Below are 21,274 nucleotides of genomic sequence, written 5' to 3' on the forward strand. Positions count from 1 at the left end.
TGTTGTTTCAGGCGGGGTAACCAGTGATTTTGCGGATGCTCTGGTACAACGGTTTGAGCTGGCGGTACATGCGCAGGTACACCTCTTTGTACAAACGCTCATAGATCTGCTGCGCCTCGGGCTGCGGTGTGAACACCGCGCCCACCCGCGTCATCGCCGCGATAGCCGTGGGGAAATCCGCATACAAGCCCAACCCCACCGCACAGCAGATCGCCGCGCCCAGCCCGGACGCTTCGTACACATGCGGACGCTCCGCCGGCAGGCCGAAAATGTTCGCCGTGAGCTGCATCGCCGCATCACTCTGCGAGCCGCCACCGGCCACCCGCAGACGCTTGATCGACACCTTCGAACGCCTCTCGATGTTCTCTAGGCCTTGGCGCAACGCATACGCCAGCCCTTCGAGAATCGCCCGGTAAATGTGCGCGCGGGTGTGCACGTCGCCGAAGCCGATCATCGCGCCCTTGGCCTCGACACCCGGCTCACGAATCCCCGGCGACCAGTACGGTTGCAGCGTCAACCCCATCGACCCCGGTGGCACCGCATTGACCAGCGCATCGAACAGTTGCTCGGGTTCAATGCCCTGCTCTTTTGCCTGCTGCATCTCGCGCAGGCCGAACTCGTTCTTGAACCAGCTGACCATCCAGTAACCGCGATAAATCATCACCTCGCAGTTGTACTGATCCGGTATCGCCGAGGGGTACGGCGGGATCAGTGGGACGATTTCCAGATAGCGCGAGCGAGTGCTGGTGATCGTCGCGGTGGTGCCGTAGGACAGGCACACCGTGCTCGCATCGACCACGCCGGAACCGACCACCTCGCAGGCCTTGTCAGCGCCCGCGGCAATCAGCGGCAAGCCCTCGGGAATCCCCGTGTGACGGCTGGCTTCAGCACTGATGTAGCCGAGGGTTTCACCGGGTTTGTGCAAGGTCGGCAATTGCTCGGGACGCACCGCCAGCGCCTGCCATTTCCAGTCGCTGGGTGCGGCCCATTTCAGGCGCTTGAAGTCGAACGGCAGATAGCCGACGCAACAACCCACCGAGTCGACAAAGCGCCCACACAAACGATGGGTGAGAAAGCCCGAGAGCAGCAAAAACTTGTCGGTCGCCGCCCAGACTTCTGGCTGGTGTCTGGCGATCCAGTTGGCCTCGGCCTGCGCGCGAAAATAATCCACGGTGGCCTGCGCGCCGACCAGTTTGAACAACCAGCCCCACGGCCCGTTGATCCCGCCCTCGACTTCGCTCTGGCGCTGATCGAGCCACAGAATCGCCGGGCGCAGCGGCTTGCCCTGAGCATCGACGTTGATCACCGTGCCGCGCTGGGTGGTCAGCGACACCCCGGCAATCTGCGAGCGATCAATCCCGGTTTGCGTCCACACCTGCTGGCAAGCCTCGCCGAGTTTCGCCCAGTAATATTCCGGGTCCTGCTCGGCCCAGCCCGGTTGCGTCGAGTAATACGCCTGCAACTCGACCTTGCCTTTGCCCAGCAGATTGCCCTGCAAGTCGAAGAGCAATGCGCGCACGCTCTGGGTGCCGTTGTCGATTGCCAGCAGGTAACGCTTGTTCGGGGGGGTGTCCATGGCGCTCTCTTCAAGGGGCCTCAAGGCGTGGCATCCGGCAGACCGTGATGGCGTTGCCACAACGCCCGGTAACGCTGCAGCTCTTGCTGCCAGTGTGCATCGTCCCAGCCCAGGCGTGGCTGGCAGAGTTGGCGGATGGCAGCGAAATGTTCTTCGCCACCGCGCGCCAGCAACAGGCCCAGTCGGGTGCGGCGCAGCAATAGATCATCGAGGTGCAGCACCATTTCCGCCTCGCAAGCAAAGGCCAGTTCTGCCCACAAGGTGTCGGTGTTGCCGACCGTTGCGTGACCCAGCTCGGCGATCAGTTGCGCCAGTCGCGGCAGATCACGGCCGTGTCTGCCGGCCAGCCGTCGCCACTGTTGCGGGCTGAGTCCGGGAATGATCAGTGGCGGTACGGCTGCGAAAACGGCGGCGCCGTGATCTTCGAAAGAGCGGCCAAGCATGTCGGCACAGGCCTTGAGCACTTCGATGGCTTGCGGGCGAAATGTCGTCAGCTTGCCGCCGGCTAACGTGACACAACCCGGCTCCTGCCACAGCACATGCTCACGGGTTTCATTCGACGGTTTGCCCTGCTGTTCACCCGCCGCGCTGCCGACCACCGGACGCACGCCGGACCAGGTCGACAGCACATCGCTCGCCGTCACTTCGGCACCTGGAAATTGTTGCGTGCAAGCCGCCAGCAGATAGTCGAGTTCGTCAGTGCTGATGCTCGCGCTCTGATCCAGATTCTCGCGATGATCGAGGTCGGTGGTGCCAACCACCGTTGCCCCCTCCCACGGAAAAACGAACACTGGCCGACGGTCGCGCTCATGCAAAAAAGTGAAGGCCTGCGCCACCGGCAAGCGCCAGCCCGGCAGCAACAAATGACTGCCACGCAGCGGGCGCAACTGTCGTGGTGCCTCGGGCAAACGCAGGCGCTCAGCCCACGCCCCGGTCGCCACCGCCAGCACGCCGCAACGCAATTGCAGCGAGCCACCCGCTTCGCAATCTTCGACCTGAACCCCGCACACCCGGCCGTCTTCGCGTAGCAAATGTTCGACGCGCACCCCGTTGAACACCGCCGCGCCATCGGCCCGCGCTTCGCGCAACACGCGCATCACCAGCCGTGCATCATCGGTCAGCGCATCGACAAAACAGGTGCCGCCGAGCAGGTGGTTTTCCTTCACCCCCGGCGCGAGAAAACGCAGTTGCTGCGCATCATGAAAACGATGGCTGCGGCGTCCCGCCAACGCGTCGTACACCGACAACAAGCCACCGAACACACGCGGCCCGGGAAAGCCGCCGCGATAGTGCGGCATCATGAAACTCATCGGCTCCACCAGCCCCGGCGCTTCGTCGAGCAGACGCTGGCGCTCGCGCACCGAATCACGGGTCAGGCGCCACTGACCCTTGGCGATGTAACGCAAACCGCCGTGGACCATTTTCGATGATCGGCTGGAGGTGCCCCAGGCGAAATCCCGTTGCTCCAGCAGCAGACAACGCCAGCCCCGCCGCGCCGCTTCGCGCAGGATACCGGCACCGCTGATGCCGCCGCCGATGACGATCAGATCCCAGGTTTCGTCGGCCAATGTCGGCAAGGTTTGCTGGCGCCACGCGGCGTTCCAGTCCGGGTGCATGATCGTCACTCCTGCAACAGCGTGCCGGGGTTGAGGCGCCCGGCCGGATCAAAGTGCTTGCTCAGCGCCTGCAAGGTGTCGATCGCCAGTGCGCCTTTCTCGCGCGGCAGGTACGGCGCGTGATCCTTGCCGACGCCGTGCTGGTGGCTGATGGTGCCGTGGTTGTCGACGATGGTCTGGCTGGCCGCGTGCTTGAGTGCCTGCCAGCGCGCCAGCGTCGCCGGATAATCCGCCGCCGGGCGAAACACGTAAGTGGTGTAGATGCTCGAGCCTTCGCCGTAGACATGGGATAGATGGGTGAACACGTGCACCCGTTCGCCCTGCGCCGCCAAGGCATCGCGCAGGCTGTTTTCGATCAGGTTGAGCAGGTGGTCGACGTTGCTCCAGTCGGTGGCGGTTTCCAGGGTGTCGACCACGTAACCGGCGTTCCACAGGTTCTCGCGCAGGTAGGGGAAACGGAAGCGGTTCTGCGCCCATTTCTTGCCAAGCAAAGTGCCGGTGAACACGCCACCGAAGGCTTTCAGATGCTGGCGCGCCTGGCTCAACGACAGCGCATTTTGCCGACGGTTGCCGGTTACGCCGAAGGTCAGCAGGCACTTGCCTTCACCGGCGCCGCGCAGGTTCAGATACTTCTCCAGCCAGGCGATCTGCTGCGGATGGCCGGCCAGCGCCAGTTGGGTTTCGGTCTCCACCGCGTTCGACAGGCGCAGCATCGACAGCGGCACTCGCGCCTGGGCCAATTGGCGGATCGCTTGCAGCGCCTTGCTCCAACTGGGCAGGAACACTCCGTAAAACCGCTCATCGGCCGGCAGCGGACTGACCCGCACCTTGACTTCGGAAATGATCCCGAAACGTCCCTCGCACCCGAGCACCACTTCGCGCAGATCAGGTCCCGCCGCCGAGGCTGGAAAGGTCGGAATTTCCAAGGGCCCGGCAAAGGTTTCCAGGGTGCCGCCAGCGAACAATTGCTCGATACGCCCGTAGCGCAACGACTGCTGACCGCTGGAGCGACTGGCGACCCAACCGCCCAGCGTCGACAACTCCCACGACTGCGGGAAATGCCCCAGCGTGTAGCCGCGAGCGCGCAGCTGACTTTCTACCTGCGGGCCACTGGCGCCGGGGCCGAACGTCGCCAGTTGGCTCTGCTCGTCGAGGTCGATCAGACGATTCATCCGCGCCAGCGACACGGTCACCACCGGCCGCGCCGAATCCGGCGGATTGATGTGCCCGGCCACCGAGGTGCCGCCACCGTAGGGAATCAGGCACAGGTCCTGTTCATGGGCGAGCGCCAGCAATTGGCGGATCTGCTCAGCCGTTTCGGGAAACGCCACCGCATCGGGATAGTTGCCCAGCGCACCTTCGCGCAGCGCCAGCCAGTCCGGCAGGCTCTGGCCTCGGGCGTGCAGCAGACGGTCATGGGCATCAACGCTGTACAAGGTGTGCGCCGCCAATCGCGAGAGCGGCACCCGCGCCAATGCCGACTCCAGCGTGGCATCGGGCAACACCTGCCCGGCCCCCAGTCGTTCATGGAGAAAACTCGCGCCCTGGGCCGGCAGTTCGACCACCGTGGTTGCATCTCCCCAGCCGTTCCAGCGTCGCATGCGTGTGTCCTTCTTATGCAGTCTGATCAGTGATGTGGCAGGCCTCCATACTAGTCAGCGGCCAAAAAGTGTCACGGTCGCATCCGGCCAGTTCGAGTAGCCAATTGAGTCAAACGTCGCGCAAGTGTCAGCCATTTACTTTAGTCGGGGTTTCAAATTACCTTTCAGGCATTCATTCGCTCACGCAGGCCTTGATCAAGGGATTCGGATCATGCAATCGCTCGGCTTCACCTCGGTTCCGCCGCTGCTCAAATACGTGCGCCATGCCGAGCAACTGGGCATGGCCATCGAGCCGGCGTTGGCGGCAGCCGGATTGCAGGCGCAGCAATTGAGCGACAACAGCCTGCGCCTGCCGGGCGAAACCCATGAGCGCCTGCTCGATTATTTCTGCGAGCACTCGGGCGATCCGCTGTTTGGTCTCAACGCGGCAAATTTCGTCCTGCCCAATTCCTGGAGCGTGCTCGGTTACATCACCATGAACTGCGCGACCCTGGGCGATGCCATGAGCCGGATCATGCCGTTCGAAAAGCTGGTGGGCGACATGGGCGTCAGCCGCGCCGAGGTGCAGGACGGTCATGTACACCTGATCTGGACTTGCCGCTACGAGCGTCCGCGGATTCGCCGGCATCTGGTGGAAAACGTTCTCGGCTCCTGGCTGCAATATGCGCGCTGGATCGCCGACACGCAGCTGTCGCCCGCCGCCGTGTGGCTGGAACATCCATGCCCGCCAGACGCCAGCCAGGCGCAGTACGAAGCGTTTTTCGATTGCCCGGTGCTGTTCGAGCAGGCGTATTCGGCGCTGATCGTGCCGCTGGCGTATCTGCAATTACCGCTGCGCCAGGCCGATGCGCAATTGCTGCGTACGCTGGAAGAGCACGCGATGGGCTTGATGGCGACGCTGGAGGATGCATCGCTGCAGCAGCGGGTCAAAAGCATCCTGCGCCAGTTGCTCAAGGAAGGCTTGCCGCGCAAGGAACAGGTGGCCGAACAGCTCGCGGTGTCGGTGCGCACGTTGCAACGCCAGCTGCATCAGGCGGGGACGTCGTATCAGCAGATATTGGATGATTTGCGTCAGGAGCTGGCGGAGCATTATTTGCTCAACAGCACCTTGCCGATTCAGGACATTGCGCAGTATCTGGGGTTTACCGAGCCGCGGTCGTTTCATCGCACGTTCAAAAGTAGGCGAGGGATGCCGCCGGGGGAGTTTCGGCAGATGCATCGCGGGTGACGGGACTGGCCTCTTCGCGAGCAGGCTCACTCCTACAGTGAGTTGTGCGGAACACAAAATCTGCGCTCACTGAAGATCATTTGTAGGAGTGAGCCTGCTCGCGATGAGGCCCGCCGCCATAACGCAATAAACATTTTTAGCGCAAATGTTTAAAGACACTCAGTGTTACGCCCTGCTGCCTACAAATCCTTGCGCCGCTGCCTACGGCTAAGCCAGAATCCGCCGGCTTGTGCGCCCTGGAGGCCGTCGGTAACTTGAGTCCGTCACTGATTTCCAGTGATCGGGTTTAGTAGCCCGTGGTAATTCGGTTGGTCGTACATTCATCACAGGTGCTCTCGTACCTGAGCTTGATGGTGGCTGTACGTAGGGCGCTTCGGCGCGCCGGCTTAAGCTGAGTTCCCCGGTCTACTAACCTGCGTACAGCTGCCACCCTTTCGTTTAGTAGCAAAGGGGCTGGCGCTCAATGACGGGAACACAGCCTATGTTCAAAGTTACCCCCAACCCTCCGCCCACCGACGCGGCCTCCCCCTACGAATCCCCCGATTCAAGGAAATTCCACGAAGCCGCCGAGCGCGCCCTCGACCACTATCTCGGCCCACCGACGCCCGCCATCATGGCCACCCCGTACCAGCCCAACCGCCTCTACATGGCCAACCCGGCCAGCGGCACCGAACCGTTGCTGGCCGACGCCTGCGAAAGCCTCGGCTCGGCCACCGTGATGCTCAACGACTTCGCCGGTCTGCTAGAAGGCTCGCACCGCAAGACCCTGCAAGGCATCGCGCAAGTAGTGATGGTGGCGGAGATCGCCGTCAACCGCGTGCTGGATAAATTAGTGCCGATCGAATAACGAAAAAGCCCGCGGCCAGACCTTAATGGTCTGGCAGCGGGCTTTTTTGTCTGGCTCGACTCAGACACTGATCGCGTTGGTAAACACCAACCGATTACCAAACGGATCAGCAATCGTCATGTCCTGACTGCCCCACGGCATCGCCTGAATCTGTGGGTGCGAGAACTTGTAATCCTTGGCCACCAGTTGCTGCTGAAACGCCTCCAGCTCATCGGTCTCGATACGCAGTGCCGAACCCGGCGTCGCGTCGCCATGATGCTCGGACAGGTGCAGCACGCATTCGCCCCGGGACACCTGCAGATACAACGGGAAGTTCGCTTCGAAGCGATGCTGCCAATCGACCTTGAAACCGAGGAAATCGACGTAAAATTCCAACGCCTTGGCTTCATCGAAGATCCGCAGGATCGGGGTGGTTTTGCCGAAGCTCATGGGGTGCTCCCTGACTGGTTGGCCCAAGAGTGTAGCCGGGCTGGATGTCAGCAATTCGGCTTGGTTTCGACATTCTTTAATCTCACAGTGCCACTATGAGACGCAGATCAAAAGATCGCAGCCTTCGGCAGCTCCTACAGGGGCTTTGCGATCAATTGAAACCTTCGTGCAAATCCCCGTCCCGCGCCAGAAACCGCCCTTCCCGGCGACCATTCGCCTGCCCGTCGCGATAACTCAACACCCCGTTGACCCACACCCCATCAATCCCCTGCGCCGCCCGTTGCGGATCAGTGAAGTCCGCTACGTCGCGCACCGTCGCCGGATCGAACAACACCAGATCCGCCCAATAGCCTTCACGAATCTCGCCGCGCTCTTTCAGGCCAAAGCGCGCCGCCGACAGACCGGTCATCTTGTGCACGGCGGTGTGCAGCGGAAACAGCCCGACATCACGACTGAAATGTCCCAATACCCGTGGGAAGGCGCCCCACAGGCGCGGATGCGGGAACGGGTCTTCCGGCAGTCCGTCAGACCCGACCATCGACAGTGGATGCGCAAGGATTTTTCGTACATCGGCCTCGTCCATGCCGTAGTACACCGCGCCCGCCGGTTGCAGGCGTTTGGCGGCGTCGAGCAGTGGCACGTTCCATTCGGCGGCGATGTCGAGCAGGTCGCGGCCGCTGACTTCCGGGTGCGGTGTCGACCAGGTGATGGTGATGCGGTGAGCATCGGTGACTTGCTTCAGATCCAGCGTCGAAGAGCTCGCCGCGTAGGGATAGCAATCGCAGCCCACGTGCTGGGTTTTCGCGGCTTCCTCCAACGCCGCGAGCAACTGCGGACTGCGCCCCCAATTACCGACACCGGCGCATTTGAGGTGGGAGATGATCACCGGCGATTGCGAGTGACGGCCGATGCTGAACGCTTCGTCCATCGCCTCCAGCACCGGTTCGAATTCACTGCGCAGGTGCGTGGTGTACACCGCGCCGAATGCCGTCAGTTCTTCGGTCAGTTGCTTCACTTCATTGGTGGAGGCGTTGAAGGCGCTGGCGTAGGCCAGCCCTGTGGATAACCCGAGCGCCCCGTCTTCAAGGCTTTCACGCAACTGCGCGCGCATCAAAGCGATTTCGCTTGGCGTCGCAGTGCGGAACAAATCATCAAGGTGATTGCTGCGCAGTGCGGTGTGGCCGATGAGTGCGGCGACGTTCAGCGTGGTATTCGCCGCTTCGACAGCCGCGCGGTAATCGCTGAAGCGCGGATAGACAAACGCCGCCGCCGTGCCGAGCAGGTTCATTGGGTCCGGGGGATTGCCTTTCAGACTGACCGGCGACGCGCTGATCCCGCAGTTGCCGACGATCACCGTGGTCACGCCCTGGCTGAGCTTGGGCAGCATCTGCGGCTGGCGGATGACCACGGTGTCGTCGTGGGTGTGCACGTCGATGAAACCCGGCGCGAGCACGCGGCCGGCAGCGTCGATTTCTTCCGTGGCGCGGGCATCGTGCAGGTCGCCGATACGCTCGATGCGCCCGTCGAGGATCGCTACATCGGCGCGGTAGCCGGGCGTGTTGCTGCCGTCGATGACGATGGCGTTGCGGATCAGCGTGTCGTACAGCATGTCAGTCTCCCAGCGGCAGGTGATCGTCGCCGCCACGGTATTCGTCGAGGGCGAGTTTGATCCGCCGCAGACGCTCTTGATTGTCTTCAGGATTGGCCAGCGCCAGCTCGGTCGCAAGCACGTCGATGGCCAGCAGCATGCCGTAGCGCGCCGCCGTCGGTTTGTAGATGAACGAGGTTTCCGCGCCTTGCAGGGGCAGGACGAGGTCGGCCAGTTCGGCCAGCGGCGAGTCGGCGCGGGTGATGGCCAGAATGCGTGCGCCGTAGTTGCGTGCCAGTTCGACGGTCTCCAAAAGCTCCGGGGTGATGCCGGTCAGCGAGCAGACGATCAGCACTTGCTCGGCATTCAGGCTGGCGGCGGTGACGCGCATCATCACCGCGTCGTGGCACACCGCAATCGGGTAGCCCAGGCGTACCAGACGCACCTGCAATTCATCGCTGCACAGGGTCGAGCAGCCGCCCATGCCGAACGCATGAATCATCCGTGCCTGGCCGAGCATTTTTACCGCATCGGCGAAGCGTGATTCGTCGAATCCGGCCAGATGCTGACGCAGCGTGGTTTCGATATCACCGACAATCTGCCCGTAGAACGCCGACTGTTCAGGCGTGCCCGCCGGGTCGAGAAAACGGCTGCCGACGCCGCTGGCCTGGGCCAGTTGCAGGCGCAGATCACGCAGGTCGCGGCAGCCCACCGTGCGGGCGAAACGCGACAGCGTGGCGGTGCTGACTTCGGCCCGTTGCGCCAGATCTTCGAGGCTGGCGGAGGCGGCAAAACCGACGTCGTCGAGCATCAACCGGGCGATGCGGCCCTCGCCGGCGCTGAAGGCGTCCTGACGGGCGCGGATCTGATAAAGGATGTCCATGGCGACTGGCTCCGGTTACAGCAGGTAAGAAAGGCCGACGGTCAGCCCGAAAGCGACCAGCGAGATCAGGGTCTCAAGCACGGTCCAGGTCTTGAACGTCTGCGCGACTGTCATGTTGAAGTATTCCTTGATCAACCAGAAGCCGCCGTCGTTGACGTGGGAAAAGATCACCGAGCCGGCGCCGGTCGCCAGCACCAGCAATTCCGGGTGTGGATAACCCAGCCCCATGGCGACCGGCGCGACCACGCCGGACGCGGTGGTCATCGCCACCGTCGCCGAGCCGGTGGCGACTCGCATCAGCGCGGCGAACAGCCAGCCCATGATCAGCGGCGACAAGTGAAATTCATGCGCGAGGCCGACGATCTGATCGGTGACGCCGGCATCCACCAGAATCCGGTTCAGACCACCGCCAGCACCGACCAGCAAGGTAATGCTGGCAGTCGGTGCCAGACACTCGTTGGTGAATTTGAGGATCGATTCACGATTGAAACCCTGAGCGATGCCCAACGTCCAGAAACTCAGCAAGGTCGCCAGCAACAAGGCGATCACCGAGTTGCCGATGAACAACAGGAACTGGTTGAAACCACTGCCCGGCGTGGAAATCAGATTGGCCCAGCCACCGATCAGCATCAGCACCACTGGCAACAGAATGGTCGCCATGGTGATGCCGAAACCCGGAAGTTTGTCGCGGGGCTCGCGGTCGAGAAATTGTTTTTCCAGCGGGTTATCTGCCGGCAGTTGAATGCGCGGCACGATGAATTTGGCGTACAGCGGACCTGCGATGATTGCGGTGGGAATGCCGATGGCAATCGCATACAGCAAAGTCTGCCCGACCGAGGCCTGATACGCCTGCACCGCGAGCATCGCCGCCGGGTGCGGCGGCACCAGTGCATGCACCACCGACAGACCGGCGACCATCGGCAGACCGACCATCAGAATCGACACACCCACCCGCCGCGCCACGGTGAAGGCGATGGGTACCAGCAACACAAAACCGACTTCGAAGAACAGCGGCAGCCCGACCAGAAACGCAATGCAGACCATGGCCCAGTGCGCGTTCTTCTCGCCGAATTTCTCGATCAAGGTACGGGCCATCTGCTCCGCACCGCCGGACTCGGCCATCATCTTGCCGAGCATCGTCCCCAGCGCCACCACCAGCGCAATATGCCCCAGCGTCTTGCCCACCCCGGCCTCATACGCCCCCACCACGCCCGACGGCGGCATCCCCGCCACCAGCGCCAGGCCGATGGAAATCAGGGTGATGACAATGAACGGATTGAGCCGGTAACGGGCAATCAGCACGATCAGGGCGATGATGGCGACCGCTGCATAAATCAGCAGCCAATAGCCGAAGGAAGGCGTCATGCGGTACTCCTCGAAAGGGTCACGTTCGAATGGGTTGTGAAACTCATAAATCATTTCGAGATCGAGTTTTCAAACGCCATGAAAGTAATTTTCGTGGAGAGGTAAGGCGTGTCGCTGATGGGTATGTCTTGTCGTGATCAATGAAAATCAGGGGGCGGGATTTACATAGCTTTTCGGTGAGCGAGAAAGCAATGTGGGAGCGAGCCTGCTCGCGAAGGCGGCTTCACATCCAACATCTCTGCCGACTGATCCACCGCTTTCGCGAGCAGGCTCGCTCCCACAGGTTGAGCGCATTCCTTCGGCCAGAATGCGCTTCACTTGTGGGAGCGGGCTTGCTCGCGAATGGCTTCACTCGGTGCAGTTTAGGCTCACACCATTTCGTTACGAATCCAGTCCACCACCGACGTGCGCTTCGGTGCCCAGCCCAGCAGTTCGCGGGCGTGTTTGCCGCGTACGCGGCTGTTGGAGCCGAGGCCGTAGTTGGCCATTTCGTAGCCCCATTCGGCTTCGGCGTCTTGCAGCGGCCAGTCTTGTGGCTCGCCGAGGTTCAGCGCCTGGGCCATGGCGGTGGTCATGTCGATAAATGAGGCTTCGCCGCTTTCGACAAAGTAGAACGTGCCGGGCACGTTTTTGGTCAGCGCCAGCAGGTACAGGGCGACGACGTCTTCGATGTGCACGTTGGACCAGATGTTCTGGCCAGTGCCGACATGGCGCACCACGCGGCTTTTGCGCGCTTGTTTGAGCAGACGCGGCAACTGCACGCTGTCGCGATTGACGCCCAGGCTGTGGCCGTAGATCAGGGTGTTGCAGATCACTGCCGAGTTCACGCCGTCCTGTGCGGCAGCGAGGATCAGATTGTCGATGGCCACGCGGGCAGCCTTGTCGACGGTGGGTTCCGGCAGGTTGTCTTCGTAGTAGATGACGTCGCTGGACTTGCCACCCGAGGCATCGCCGACGATGCTCGAACCGCTGGTGTGCAGGAACACTTTGTTCGAACCGCGCAGGGCATCGAGCAACGCTTCGACCGCGCCGCGATGGTCACTGCTGGCGGCGTTGATCACCGCATCGGCGGCGCGGGCCTGTGCGGTCAGCAGCGTGGTGTCTTCGAGGGTGCCGATCACCGGGGTGATGCCCAATGCCTTGAGTTCCTCGGCCTGTTCGGCGCTACGCACCAGGCCCGTGACGGTGTGGCCGGCCTGGACCAAACCAGTGGCGATGGAACCGCCGATGAATCCGGCAGCGCCGGTGACGAATACGTTCATGGAGAAACTCCCTGCGTGAATAAGTGATGCCGCGAGTATCGACCGCTAACCCCGGTGGAAAAACCCGCGACCAGCCAAATCACTGTTGCGCAGGGATCACGAATCAGCCCTTGAAATTGGCGCTGGCGTAGGCCGCGAGTTTGCTCTGGATGAAATCAAGGAAGCACTGAATGCGCAGCGCCAGTTGCGAGTTACGGTAGTACACCGCGTTGATCGGCTGGCGATAACCGCTGTTGAATTCCGCCAGCAGCACCTTGAGGCGCCCGGCGCGGATATCGTCGATGGTCATGAAGTGCGACAGGCAGGCGATGCCCTGGCCTTCCAGCGCCAGATGGCGCACGGTCTCGCCGCTGGACGCGCTGATTGCCGGGGTGATCGGCCAGCGGTCACCGTGCACGTAGCGCAGCGGCCATTGGTTGAGTCCTTCGTTCTGGGTGAAACCGAGCAGGGTGTGTTCGCTCAAGTCAGCGACCTGCTGCGGCGCGCCGTGCTGCTCCAGATACGCCGGACTGGCGACGATCAGCAACGGGCTGCAACCCAGCGAGCGCGCATGCAGCGTCGAGTCGGCAAGAGTGCCGATGCGGATGGCGACGTCGGTGCTTTGTTCCAGCAGGTCAATGATCAGGTCGTTGCTGTTGAGTTCGAGCTGGATGTCCGGGTACAGGCCTCGGAACTCGTCGATGTACGGCACGATGGCGTGCAGCATGAACGGCGACGCGGCGTTGATTCGCAGGCGTCCGGACGGGGTTTGCTGGCGTGAGGATAGACGCTCTTCGAGGGCGTCCATCTGATCGAGAATCAGCTTGGCCTGCTCGAAGAAATACTTGCCCTCCTCGGTCAAGTCCATGCGCCGCGTGGTGCGGTTGATCAGCGTGGTGTCGAGCTTGGCTTCCAGTCGCGACAGTGTGCGGCTGACCGCCGAAGGGGTCTGGCCGACCTGCTCGGCAGCGGCGGAAATCGAACCGCATTCGATCACGCAGACGAAAATCTGCAACTCATCGGATCTGGCTTTCACGGAAACTCTCTAATCGAATGCGTATTCATCGTGGCGAGGGAGCTTGCTCCCGCTGGAGTGCGCAGCGCTCCCCTGCGATTCAGGTAGAAGCGAGGGCCGCTGCGCAGCCCAGCGGGAGCAAGCTCCCTCGCCACAGGATTTGGCCAAGCTATTCGATAGTAGCTTGATTCACTCAAGCCTTGAGAGCGAACACCTCAGTCAGATGCTGCTCATACCGCGCCACATCATTCTCGATGTTCGGGCGCTTCATCACGTCCACACAGAGGAACGTCGGCAACCCGGTCATGCCCAAAAACTCGTTGGCCTTGTGGAACGGAAAATAAACCGCGTCGACACCCTTGGCTTCAAAGAAATCTGTCGGGTCATCAAACGCCTGCTGTGGTGCGTTCCAGGTCAGCGACAGCATGTACTGCTTGCCCTGAATCAGACCGCCGCTGCCGTACTTCTGCGACGCATCGGAACGGGTACGACCATCGCTGGCATAGAGGCTGCCGTGGCCTTCGGTGAAGACTTCGTCGAGGTACTTTTTCACGGTCCACGGCGCGCCCATCCACCAGCCCGGCATCTGATAAATGATCACGTCGGCCCAGAGGAATTTCGCCACTTCTTCGGCGACGTCGTAGCCCTCGTCGATGAAGGTGGTTTTGACGTCCAGGCCGCCGCGATCCAGCACGCTCAGCGCGGTTTCGTGCAGGGTGGCGTTGTAACGACCGTCGGAGTGGGCGAATTTTTTGCCGCCATTGAGCAACAACACTTTTTTCATCAGAAAGCCTCGCGCAGCCATTGGGCTGGAGAAAGATGGGAAAACGAATGGCGGCAGGTTAACCATCCATCTCGCGCGGAATAAGCCGCGTCGGCGCAAAATACATTTGATCAAAAAGCACGAATCGAATGCCGATTGTTGCAATAGCATTCTTGGCCATCTGCATTTGAGGAGTTGTTTCGATGAGTAAACGCCACGGTTTCATCCTGCACGCCAAGACCCGCCCGGAAAAAGCCGAGGCCTTCGAAGCGCTGTTCCGCGCCTACGTCGAGCCAAGCCGCGCCGAGCCCGGCTGCATCGAGTACCACATGCTGCGCGACAAGGAAGATCCGACGCTGTTCATCTTCTACGAGATCTGGGAAAGCCAGACGCACCTCGACGTGCATTCGAACCTGCCGCACATGCGCGAGTTTTTCGACAACCGCATGACGTACCTGGAACGCGATTTCGATATCCGTCGGATCGACATGCTCAGCGCCTCGTCGGCTAGCCGCTGATCAGCAAATGGGCGCCGAGTGCGCCCAGTCCGATAAAGAACACCCGCTTGAACAGCATGGCGCTGATGCGCTGACGCAGCCATTGACCGAACCACATGCCCAGCATCGCCGGGATCAGCACCAGCAGCGAGGCAGTCAACTCGCCAGTGCCCAGTGCGCCATGCCAGAACAGGCCGCCGGCCAGCGCCAGGGTCGAAACCGTGAACGACAGGCCCAGCGCCTGCACCAGCTCATCGCGACTCAAACCCAGCGCCTGCAGGTACGGCACCGCCGGAATCACGAACACGCCGGTGGCCGAGGTGATGACCCCGGTGATCAGCCCGCACAGCGGACCGAGCCAAGGCTCATGCCGAGGATTGACCTGCAGCGTCGGCAGCAACAACCCGCTCAGCGCATACAGCAGCAGCGCCGCGCCCAAGCCGCGCACCACCCAATGCCCGCCTGCCATGCCGATCGACAACGTGCCGACGGCGGTGCCGAGGAAGATCATCAGCAGCAGCGGCCACAGGCGTTTGAGCAGCCCTTTCAGATGCCCGCCAAAGGCCAGTTGCCAGACATTGGTCAGCGTCGCCGGAATGATCAGCAGCGCGGCTGCCTGTGACGGTGCCATAGCCAGACCGAGCAGGCCCATGGCGACGGTGGGCAGGCCGAGGCCGATCACGCCCTTGACCAGGCCGGCCATGATGAAGGTGGCGACGACCAACAGGGACAAGGTCAGGCCGAGGTTTTGGTAAAAATCTGCGAGTGTGTTCATGGCGCTACTGTGCGCTTTGGCGGGTGCGCTGAAAATCTGCCATATACTGAGGCTGCCTCTGCCAATGCAAGAGGCTAAGTATTTGTTACGACTTCTGGCCTCATCGCTGGCAAGCCAGCTCCCACAGGTTTCAGTGTGGACCACAGGATTTGTGCACAACACAAATCCTGTGGGAGCTGGCTTGCCAGCGATAGGGCCAGCCCAGACACCACAGAAACCAGAGGCTGCCCCATGCACTTCGACCTCACCGACCTGCGCCTCTACCTGCACATCCTCGACACCGGCAACATCACCGCCGGCGCCGCCCGCAGCCATCTCTCGCTGGCTGCCGCCAGTGCGCGCATCCGTGCCATGGAAGCCTCGCTGGGCACCGAGTTCCTGCAACGCGGTCGTCGTGGGGTGAGCCCGACACCCGCCGGCAAAGCGCTGGCGCACCACGCGCGGATCCTTGTGCAACAGGCCGAACGCCTGCAGCAGGATCTGGCCGAGTACGCCCAGGGCGTCAAAGGTCAGGTACGGCTGTTGTGCAATACTACGGCGATCACCGAATACCTGCCGGAAGTGCTCGCGGACTTTTTGCGCGAACACCCCAACCTCGACATTGATCTGCAGGAACTGCCCAGCGCGCGCATCACCCACGCTTTGCGTCAGGGCGCAGCCGATATTGGCATCGTCTCCGATGCAGTGGACACCACCGACTTGCAGACCCAGCCGTTTCGCGACGATCCATTGCGGCTGATCGTGCCGCTCGGTCATCCACTGGCCGACGCCGCCGAAGTCAGCTTCAGCGAAGCCCTGCTCCACGATTTCGTCGGCCTGAACGCAGACAGCGCGCTGGCAATCTACCTCGAAGAACAGGCACTGCACTGCGGCTCGCGCATGCAGGTACGCATCCGCGCCGACGGTTTCGACGGAGTGCTGCGCATGGTCGCCCGAGGCGCCGGCCTCGCCATCGTGCCGCTGGCCGCCATCGAACGCGCGACGCCACGCACTTTCAACAGCATCGCCCTCAACGAGCCATGGGCGCGCCGCACCCTGATGCTCTGCGCCCGGGACTTCAGCGCCCTGCCCGGTTATGCCAAAGCCTTGCTGCAAGCCTTGACTCCTCCCGAGGGCAAAGCGCGTTTCTGAGCAGCTTGATGTCGAGCACAGACAACTGAGCGGCAACCGGGCGCTATAGGGTGCGAGTTGGTTTCTTTGCCAGCCGCCCACTGCCCGGAGTTCTCATGACCGCGACCGCCCCCATCACCGTTCTGCGCGACACCCACCCGCTGCCGGTACTCGATGCCTGCAAATGGGAAAAACTCGAAGGTGACCCGCACACCGTCAACCTCAACGCCTACACCAGCGAAGACGGCAGCAAGATCATGGGCACCTGGATCTGCACGCCGGGCAAGTGGCGGGTCGACTATGTGAAGTGGGAGTACTGCCACTTCCAGGAAGGCTACTGCATCATCACTCCGGACGGCATGGCGCCGATCCATCTGCGCGCCGGCGATATCTTCGTGGTTGAGCCGGGGATGAAAGGCACTTGGGAAGTGGTCGAGACCGTGCGCAAATATTTCGTCTTCGCCTGACAAGCAAAAGATCGCAGCCTTCGGCAGCTCCTACACGGAATTCACCTATCCCCTGTAGGAGCTGCCGAAGGCTGCCATCTTTTATGCCTTCTGTAAAAACCCGTGGCGAGGGAGCTTGCTCCCGCTCGGCTGCGCAGCAGTCGTAACTTCAGTCAATGCGGTTTTTCTGAAGAACCGCATTGACCGGGTTTGGGTCTGCGATGCAGACCAGCGGGAGCAAGCTCCCTCGCCACAGAAGCTCACCCCACCATTTGATGCGTGGTTACTGCGGCTTGCGATAGCTGTTGATGATCGCCGAGAAGTCCTTGCCCCCGTCTCCTCGCTGGCTCATCGCCTGATACAACTGCTGCGCCACCGCGCCGAGCACCACCGGTTGATGCGCCTGACGTGCCGCTTCGGTCGCCAGCCCCAGATCCTTGAGCATCAGTTCGGCACCGAAACCACCGGTATAACCGCGCGAGGCCGGTGCCGTTTCGACGATGCCCGGCCACGGGTTGTACATTTCCGAACTCCAGCAACGCCCGGTCGAACTGTTGATGATCCCGGCCAGCACCGAAGTGTCGATCCCCAGCGCATCACCCAGCGCCATGGCTTCACTGACGCCAACCATCGAAATCGCCAGCAGCAGGTTGTTGCAGATCTTCGCGATCTGCCCGGTACCGACTTCCCCACAATGCACAATGTTGCGGCCCATCTGCGCCAGCACCGGTTGCAGGGTGGCGAACAGTTCCGGGGTGGCGCCGACCATGAAGGTCAGCGTGCCCGCGGTCGCGCCACCGGTGCCGCCGGAAACCGGTGCATCGGCCATCGCCACGCCTTGTTTGGCCGCTGCGGCCGCCACATCACGGGCGGTCTGCGGATCAATGGTGCTGCAATCCACCGCCGGCACGCCTTTGCCGATACCGGCCAGCACCCCGTCCCCACCGAGCCAGACGCTGCGCACATGCACCGCCGCCGGGAGCATGGTGATCACCAGTTCGGCGTCTTCGGCGGCTTCACAGGCCGAGGCGCGGATAGTGCCGCCCAGTTGCTCGAGTTCCGCCAGCACAGTCTTGTTCAGGTCCACCAGGTTCAGCGAGTGGCCGGCCTTGATCAGGTTGCGCGCCATCGGCGCGCCCATGTTGCCCAGACCGATAAATGCGATTTTCATGGCCAGTCCTCAGCGCAGGTTGATGGTGGTGTTCACGCCGTCGTTGACGCTGTCGTCATCGAACCAGCGCGCCGTGACCGTTTTGGTCTGGGTGTAGAACTGCACCACTTGCTTGCCGTACGGGCCGAGGTCGCCGAGTTTCGAACCACGGGAACCGGTGAAGCTGAAGAACGGCACCGGCACTGGAATCGGGATGTTGATACCGACTTGGCCGACGTCGATTTCACTCTGGAATTTGCGCGCCGCTGCACCGCTCTGGGTGAACAGGCCCGTGCCGTTGCCGAACGGGTTGGCGTTGACCAGCGCGATGGCCTGATCAAGGGTGTCGACTTCCAGCACCACCAGCACCGGGCCGAAGATTTCCTGGGTGTAGATCTGCATGTCGGTGGTCACGCCCGAGAACAGGGTCGGGCCGACGAAGTTGCCTTGCTCGTAGCCCGGCACCTTGATGTCGCGACCGTCGAGTTCAAGCTTGGCGCCTTCCTTGATGCCGCTTTCGATCAGCTCGAGAATCCGCGCCTTGGCTTTTTTCGAGATCACCGGGCCGACATCGGTGCCCGCCTCGCTGCCGGCGTTGACCTTGAGTTTCTGCGCCAGCGCTTTCAGATCCGGCAGCCATTGTTTCGCCGCTCCGACCAGCACCACCACCGAGGTGGCCATGCAGCGTTGCCCGGCCGCACCGAAACCGGCGCCGACCAAGGCGTTGAGCGCTTGCTCGCGATTGGCGTCCGGCAGCACCACGGCGTGGTTCTTCGCGCCCATCATCGACTGCACGCGTTTGCCGTGCTTGCCGGCCAGGTCGTAAACGTGGGTACCGACCGCCGTCGAACCAACGAACGATACAGCTTTGATGTCCTTGTGAGTGCACAGGCCATCGACGACTTCTTTACCACCATGAACCACGTTGAGCACACCGGCCGGAACACCCGCCTCAATCGCCAGCTCTACCAGCAGCATGGTCGACAGCGGATCCTGTTCCGACGGTTTGAGCACGAAGGTGTTGCCGCAAGCGATGGCCATCGGGAACATCCACAGCGGAATCATCGCCGGGAAGTTGAACGGGGTGATGCCGGCGCACACGCCGATCGGCTGGCGCAGGGTGTAGGTATCGACGCCGCCCGCCACGTTTTCGGCGAACTCGCCCATTTGCAGGGTACCAATGGAGCAGGCGTGCTCGACCACTTCCAGGCCACGGAAAATATCGCCCTCGGCGTCGGCAATGGTCTTGCCCTGCTCGGCACTCAGCACCACGGCGATGCGTTTGGAGTGCTCGCGGATCAGTGCCTGCAGCTTGAGCATGATGCGCATGCGCGCGCCGATCGGGGTCAGTTTCCAGGTCTGGAACGCGCGGTGCGCGGCACTGATGGCGGCATCGACTTCAGCGGCGGTGGCGAACGGGACTTTGGCCAGCACTTGCTGGGTCGCCGGGTTGACGATGTCGTGCCACTCGGTGGTCTGCGATTCGACCCACTCGCCGTTGATCAGCAGCTTGACCTTCTGGACCGTGGTTTCGTTGGGCGTAAGCGATGCGTTCATGCTGGTCTCCGAAACTTGTTTTTATCGTAGGAGCCAAGGCGAAGGGGTTCGCCTTGAGATGAGGCGTGTGTCACGAATTGGTTGTCGGACTGTTTTTGGAGTATAGATGTGCAAACTTCTAATAAGAACGCACATATAAGCCCGTCCATCATGCAAAAAAACATCACCTCCCTGGGGTCGCTGAACTGGGACGACCTGAAGTTTTTCCTCGAAGTCGCCCGCACCCGCAAGGCCAGCACCGCGGCCAAACGGCTCGCCGTCGACTACACCACCGTGTCGCGGCGCATCAGTTCGCTGGAAGCGGCGCTGGGGACATTGCTGTTCGAAAAATCGCGCACCAGCGGTTTCGTGCTGACCACCGAAGGCCAGCGTTTGCTGGGGTATGCCGAGTCGATTGAAAGCACGTTGCACATGGCCTGCGAGCAGGTCTCGGGCTCCGGTGTGGCACTTTCCGGGCACGTGCGCATGGGTTGCACCGAAGGTTTCGGCAGCTTTTTCATCACCCCGCAACTGAGCCACTTCGTCGACGCCTACCCGGCGATTTCGGTGGACATCCTGCCGCTGCCGCACTTCATCAGCCTGTCCAAGCGCGAAGCCGATATCGTCATCGCTTTGGAACGCCCGGAGCACGGCCCGTACGTGTGCTGCAAACTCTGCGACTACCGCTTGCAGCTCTACGCAACCCAGGACTACCTCGACCAGCACCCACCGATCCGCCGCCCGGCCGATTTGGGCAAGCATCAATTCATCAGTTATGTGGATGACCTGGCGTTCAGCTCGGAGCTGCTGTACCTGGCGAACGTGCTGCCCGGCGCCAGCGCAAACCTGCGCAGCACCAGTGTGATCGCGCAGTTCGTCGCCGCGCAGCAAGGGCGTTCACTGGCGATTCTGCCGTGCTTCCTCGCCGCGCAGGATCCGCGCCTGCTGCCGGTGCTGCCCGAGGAAATCGACATTACCCGGCAGTTCTGGATGTACTGCCGGGAGGATCTGCGCAAGTTGAAGCGGATCACCCTGTTGTGGGATTACATCCGTGAGGTGACCGAGTGCAATCAGGGTCTGCTGATGGGGCAGACCCGCGAGATGCGGTTTGCCGATTAATCGGCGCTGACCACAATCGACACCCGACGATTCTCGGTTCGTCCGGCGGCAGTGTTGTTGGACGCCACCGGCTCGCTGCTGCCCAGTCCGCGCAACTGGATGTTCTCTACCTTCATGCCGACGGTGGTCAGCACCTTGGCCACACTCTTGGAACGGCGCAGTGACAGTTGCTGGTTGTAGGCCTCTTTGCCCGAGGCGTCGGTATGACCGTCGACTCGCACCCGCTCAATGCCGACACCCACCAGCGCCTTGCCGATGCGTTCGACGATCTCGGTGCTCTGCGCGTTCAGGCTTTCGATATCGCTGCCAAACAGCACTTTGCCCGACAGGCCGAATGCCCAACCCTCGTCGGTCGGCTCGAAGCCCTGTTGTTTGAGTACGGCAATCTGTGCCGGGGTCAGGCCTTTTTGCGGTGCGGTCTGGCACCCGGTCAGCGCCAGTACGGCGATCATCAACAAGGCGGAAAACAGTCGAGCGGGAAATCTGAAC

At 62.0% G+C, this 21,274-nt stretch carries 20 protein-coding genes; 6 read left to right on the top strand and 14 right to left on the bottom strand.

Annotated elements, in window-relative coordinates; all coding sequences use genetic code 11:
- Positions 1-7 precede the first annotated feature (7 nt).
- Genes ACIOUG_RS15575 through ACIOUG_RS15585 form a run of 3 tightly spaced genes read right to left on the bottom strand, consistent with a single transcriptional unit; the run spans position 8 to position 4,793 of the window.
- Positions 8-1,576, bottom strand: a complete 1,569-nt coding sequence (locus tag ACIOUG_RS15575) for an FGGY-family carbohydrate kinase (RefSeq protein WP_401066786.1) — start codon at positions 1,574-1,576, stop codon at positions 8-10.
- Between the two features lie 20 nt (positions 1,577-1,596).
- On the bottom strand, positions 1,597-3,192 hold the full coding sequence (locus ACIOUG_RS15580) for a glycerol-3-phosphate dehydrogenase/oxidase (protein WP_401066787.1): 1,596 nt from the start codon (positions 3,190-3,192) through the stop codon (positions 1,597-1,599).
- A gap of 5 nt (positions 3,193-3,197) precedes the next feature.
- Positions 3,198-4,793, bottom strand: a complete 1,596-nt coding sequence (locus ACIOUG_RS15585; protein WP_401066788.1) for an FAD-binding oxidoreductase — start codon at positions 4,791-4,793, stop codon at positions 3,198-3,200.
- 211 nt (positions 4,794-5,004) lie between these two features.
- Here ACIOUG_RS15585 and ACIOUG_RS15590 point away from each other — a divergent pair, with 211 nt between their 5' ends.
- Together ACIOUG_RS15590 and ACIOUG_RS15595 are read left to right on the top strand one after the other, a co-directional pair.
- On the top strand, positions 5,005-6,021 hold the full coding sequence (locus tag ACIOUG_RS15590; RefSeq protein ID WP_401066790.1) for an AraC family transcriptional regulator: 1,017 nt from the start codon (positions 5,005-5,007) through the stop codon (positions 6,019-6,021).
- A gap of 481 nt (positions 6,022-6,502) precedes the next feature.
- On the top strand, positions 6,503-6,868 hold the full coding sequence (locus tag ACIOUG_RS15595; RefSeq protein WP_401066792.1) for a DUF6124 family protein: 366 nt from the start codon (positions 6,503-6,505) through the stop codon (positions 6,866-6,868).
- Positions 6,869-6,928: 60 nt separating this feature from the next.
- Here the strand turns inward: ACIOUG_RS15595 and ACIOUG_RS15600 are convergent, their stop codons facing one another.
- The 7 genes from ACIOUG_RS15600 to ACIOUG_RS15630 all read right to left on the bottom strand — a co-directional run bounded on the left by ACIOUG_RS15600 (position 6,929) and on the right by ACIOUG_RS15630 (position 14,173).
- Positions 6,929-7,297 carry a glyoxalase superfamily protein gene (locus ACIOUG_RS15600; RefSeq protein ID WP_123587331.1) on the bottom strand — a complete coding sequence of 123 codons (369 nt, stop codon included), beginning with the start codon at positions 7,295-7,297 and terminating at the stop codon, positions 6,929-6,931.
- Between the two features lie 151 nt (positions 7,298-7,448).
- Complete coding sequence (locus ACIOUG_RS15605; protein ID WP_401066793.1) at positions 7,449-8,906, bottom strand: amidohydrolase family protein; 1,458 nt, start codon at positions 8,904-8,906, stop codon at positions 7,449-7,451.
- 1 nt (position 8,907) lies between these two features.
- On the bottom strand, positions 8,908-9,768 hold the full coding sequence (locus ACIOUG_RS15610; protein WP_401066795.1) for a MurR/RpiR family transcriptional regulator: 861 nt from the start codon (positions 9,766-9,768) through the stop codon (positions 8,908-8,910).
- 15 nt (positions 9,769-9,783) lie between these two features.
- On the bottom strand, positions 9,784-11,133 hold the full coding sequence (locus ACIOUG_RS15615; protein ID WP_401066797.1) for a GntP family permease: 1,350 nt from the start codon (positions 11,131-11,133) through the stop codon (positions 9,784-9,786).
- 368 nt (positions 11,134-11,501) lie between these two features.
- Positions 11,502-12,395, bottom strand: coding sequence for an NAD-dependent epimerase/dehydratase family protein (locus ACIOUG_RS15620; RefSeq protein WP_401066798.1), 894 nt, complete (start codon positions 12,393-12,395; stop codon positions 11,502-11,504).
- 103 nt (positions 12,396-12,498) lie between these two features.
- Positions 12,499-13,410 carry a LysR substrate-binding domain-containing protein gene (locus ACIOUG_RS15625; protein WP_401066799.1) on the bottom strand — a complete coding sequence of 304 codons (912 nt, stop codon included), beginning with the start codon at positions 13,408-13,410 and terminating at the stop codon, positions 12,499-12,501.
- A gap of 172 nt (positions 13,411-13,582) precedes the next feature.
- Positions 13,583-14,173, bottom strand: coding sequence for an NAD(P)H-dependent oxidoreductase (locus tag ACIOUG_RS15630; protein ID WP_401066800.1), 591 nt, complete (start codon positions 14,171-14,173; stop codon positions 13,583-13,585).
- Between the two features lie 182 nt (positions 14,174-14,355).
- On the opposite strand from ACIOUG_RS15630, the gene ACIOUG_RS15635 reads away from it, so the two are divergent.
- Complete coding sequence (locus ACIOUG_RS15635) at positions 14,356-14,670, top strand: putative quinol monooxygenase (RefSeq protein WP_401066802.1); 315 nt, start codon at positions 14,356-14,358, stop codon at positions 14,668-14,670.
- Here ACIOUG_RS15635 and ACIOUG_RS15640 read toward each other — a convergent pair.
- Positions 14,660-15,424, bottom strand: a complete 765-nt coding sequence (locus ACIOUG_RS15640; protein ID WP_401066803.1) for a sulfite exporter TauE/SafE family protein — start codon at positions 15,422-15,424, stop codon at positions 14,660-14,662. The two genes, ACIOUG_RS15635 and ACIOUG_RS15640, sit on opposite strands and share 11 nt — an antisense overlap.
- A 231-nt stretch (positions 15,425-15,655) precedes the next feature.
- Here ACIOUG_RS15640 and ACIOUG_RS15645 point away from each other — a divergent pair, with 231 nt between their 5' ends.
- Positions 15,656-16,555 carry a LysR substrate-binding domain-containing protein gene (locus tag ACIOUG_RS15645; protein ID WP_401066804.1) on the top strand — a complete coding sequence of 300 codons (900 nt, stop codon included), beginning with the start codon at positions 15,656-15,658 and terminating at the stop codon, positions 16,553-16,555.
- Between the two features lie 95 nt (positions 16,556-16,650).
- Positions 16,651-17,001, top strand: coding sequence for a cupin domain-containing protein (locus tag ACIOUG_RS15650; protein WP_003221437.1), 351 nt, complete (start codon positions 16,651-16,653; stop codon positions 16,999-17,001).
- Positions 17,002-17,263: 262 nt separating this feature from the next.
- On the opposite strand, the gene mmsB is transcribed toward ACIOUG_RS15650, so the two are convergent.
- Both mmsB and ACIOUG_RS15660 read right to left on the bottom strand, forming a co-directional pair.
- On the bottom strand, positions 17,264-18,151 hold the full coding sequence (gene mmsB / locus ACIOUG_RS15655) for a 3-hydroxyisobutyrate dehydrogenase (RefSeq protein ID WP_401066806.1): 888 nt from the start codon (positions 18,149-18,151) through the stop codon (positions 17,264-17,266).
- Between the two features lie 9 nt (positions 18,152-18,160).
- Positions 18,161-19,687 (bottom strand): CoA-acylating methylmalonate-semialdehyde dehydrogenase, encoded by a 1,527-nt coding sequence (locus ACIOUG_RS15660; RefSeq protein WP_401066808.1) that lies wholly within the window; start codon positions 19,685-19,687, stop codon positions 18,161-18,163.
- A 150-nt stretch (positions 19,688-19,837) separates the two neighbouring features.
- On the opposite strand from ACIOUG_RS15660, the gene ACIOUG_RS15665 reads away from it, so the two are divergent.
- A complete protein-coding gene (locus tag ACIOUG_RS15665) occupies positions 19,838-20,785 on the top strand; it encodes a LysR family transcriptional regulator (RefSeq protein ID WP_401066809.1) in 948 nt (315 codons plus the stop codon).
- Here the strand turns inward: ACIOUG_RS15665 and ACIOUG_RS15670 are convergent.
- Positions 20,782-21,237 (bottom strand): OmpA family protein, encoded by a 456-nt coding sequence (locus ACIOUG_RS15670; RefSeq protein ID WP_401066818.1) that lies wholly within the window; start codon positions 21,235-21,237, stop codon positions 20,782-20,784. The two genes, ACIOUG_RS15665 and ACIOUG_RS15670, sit on opposite strands and share 4 nt — an antisense overlap.
- Positions 21,238-21,274: the final 37 nt, after the last annotated feature.

The sequence above is a fragment of the Pseudomonas sp. NPDC087803 genome (assembly GCF_044742995.1).
GTDB lineage: Bacteria > Pseudomonadota > Gammaproteobacteria > Pseudomonadales > Pseudomonadaceae > Aquipseudomonas.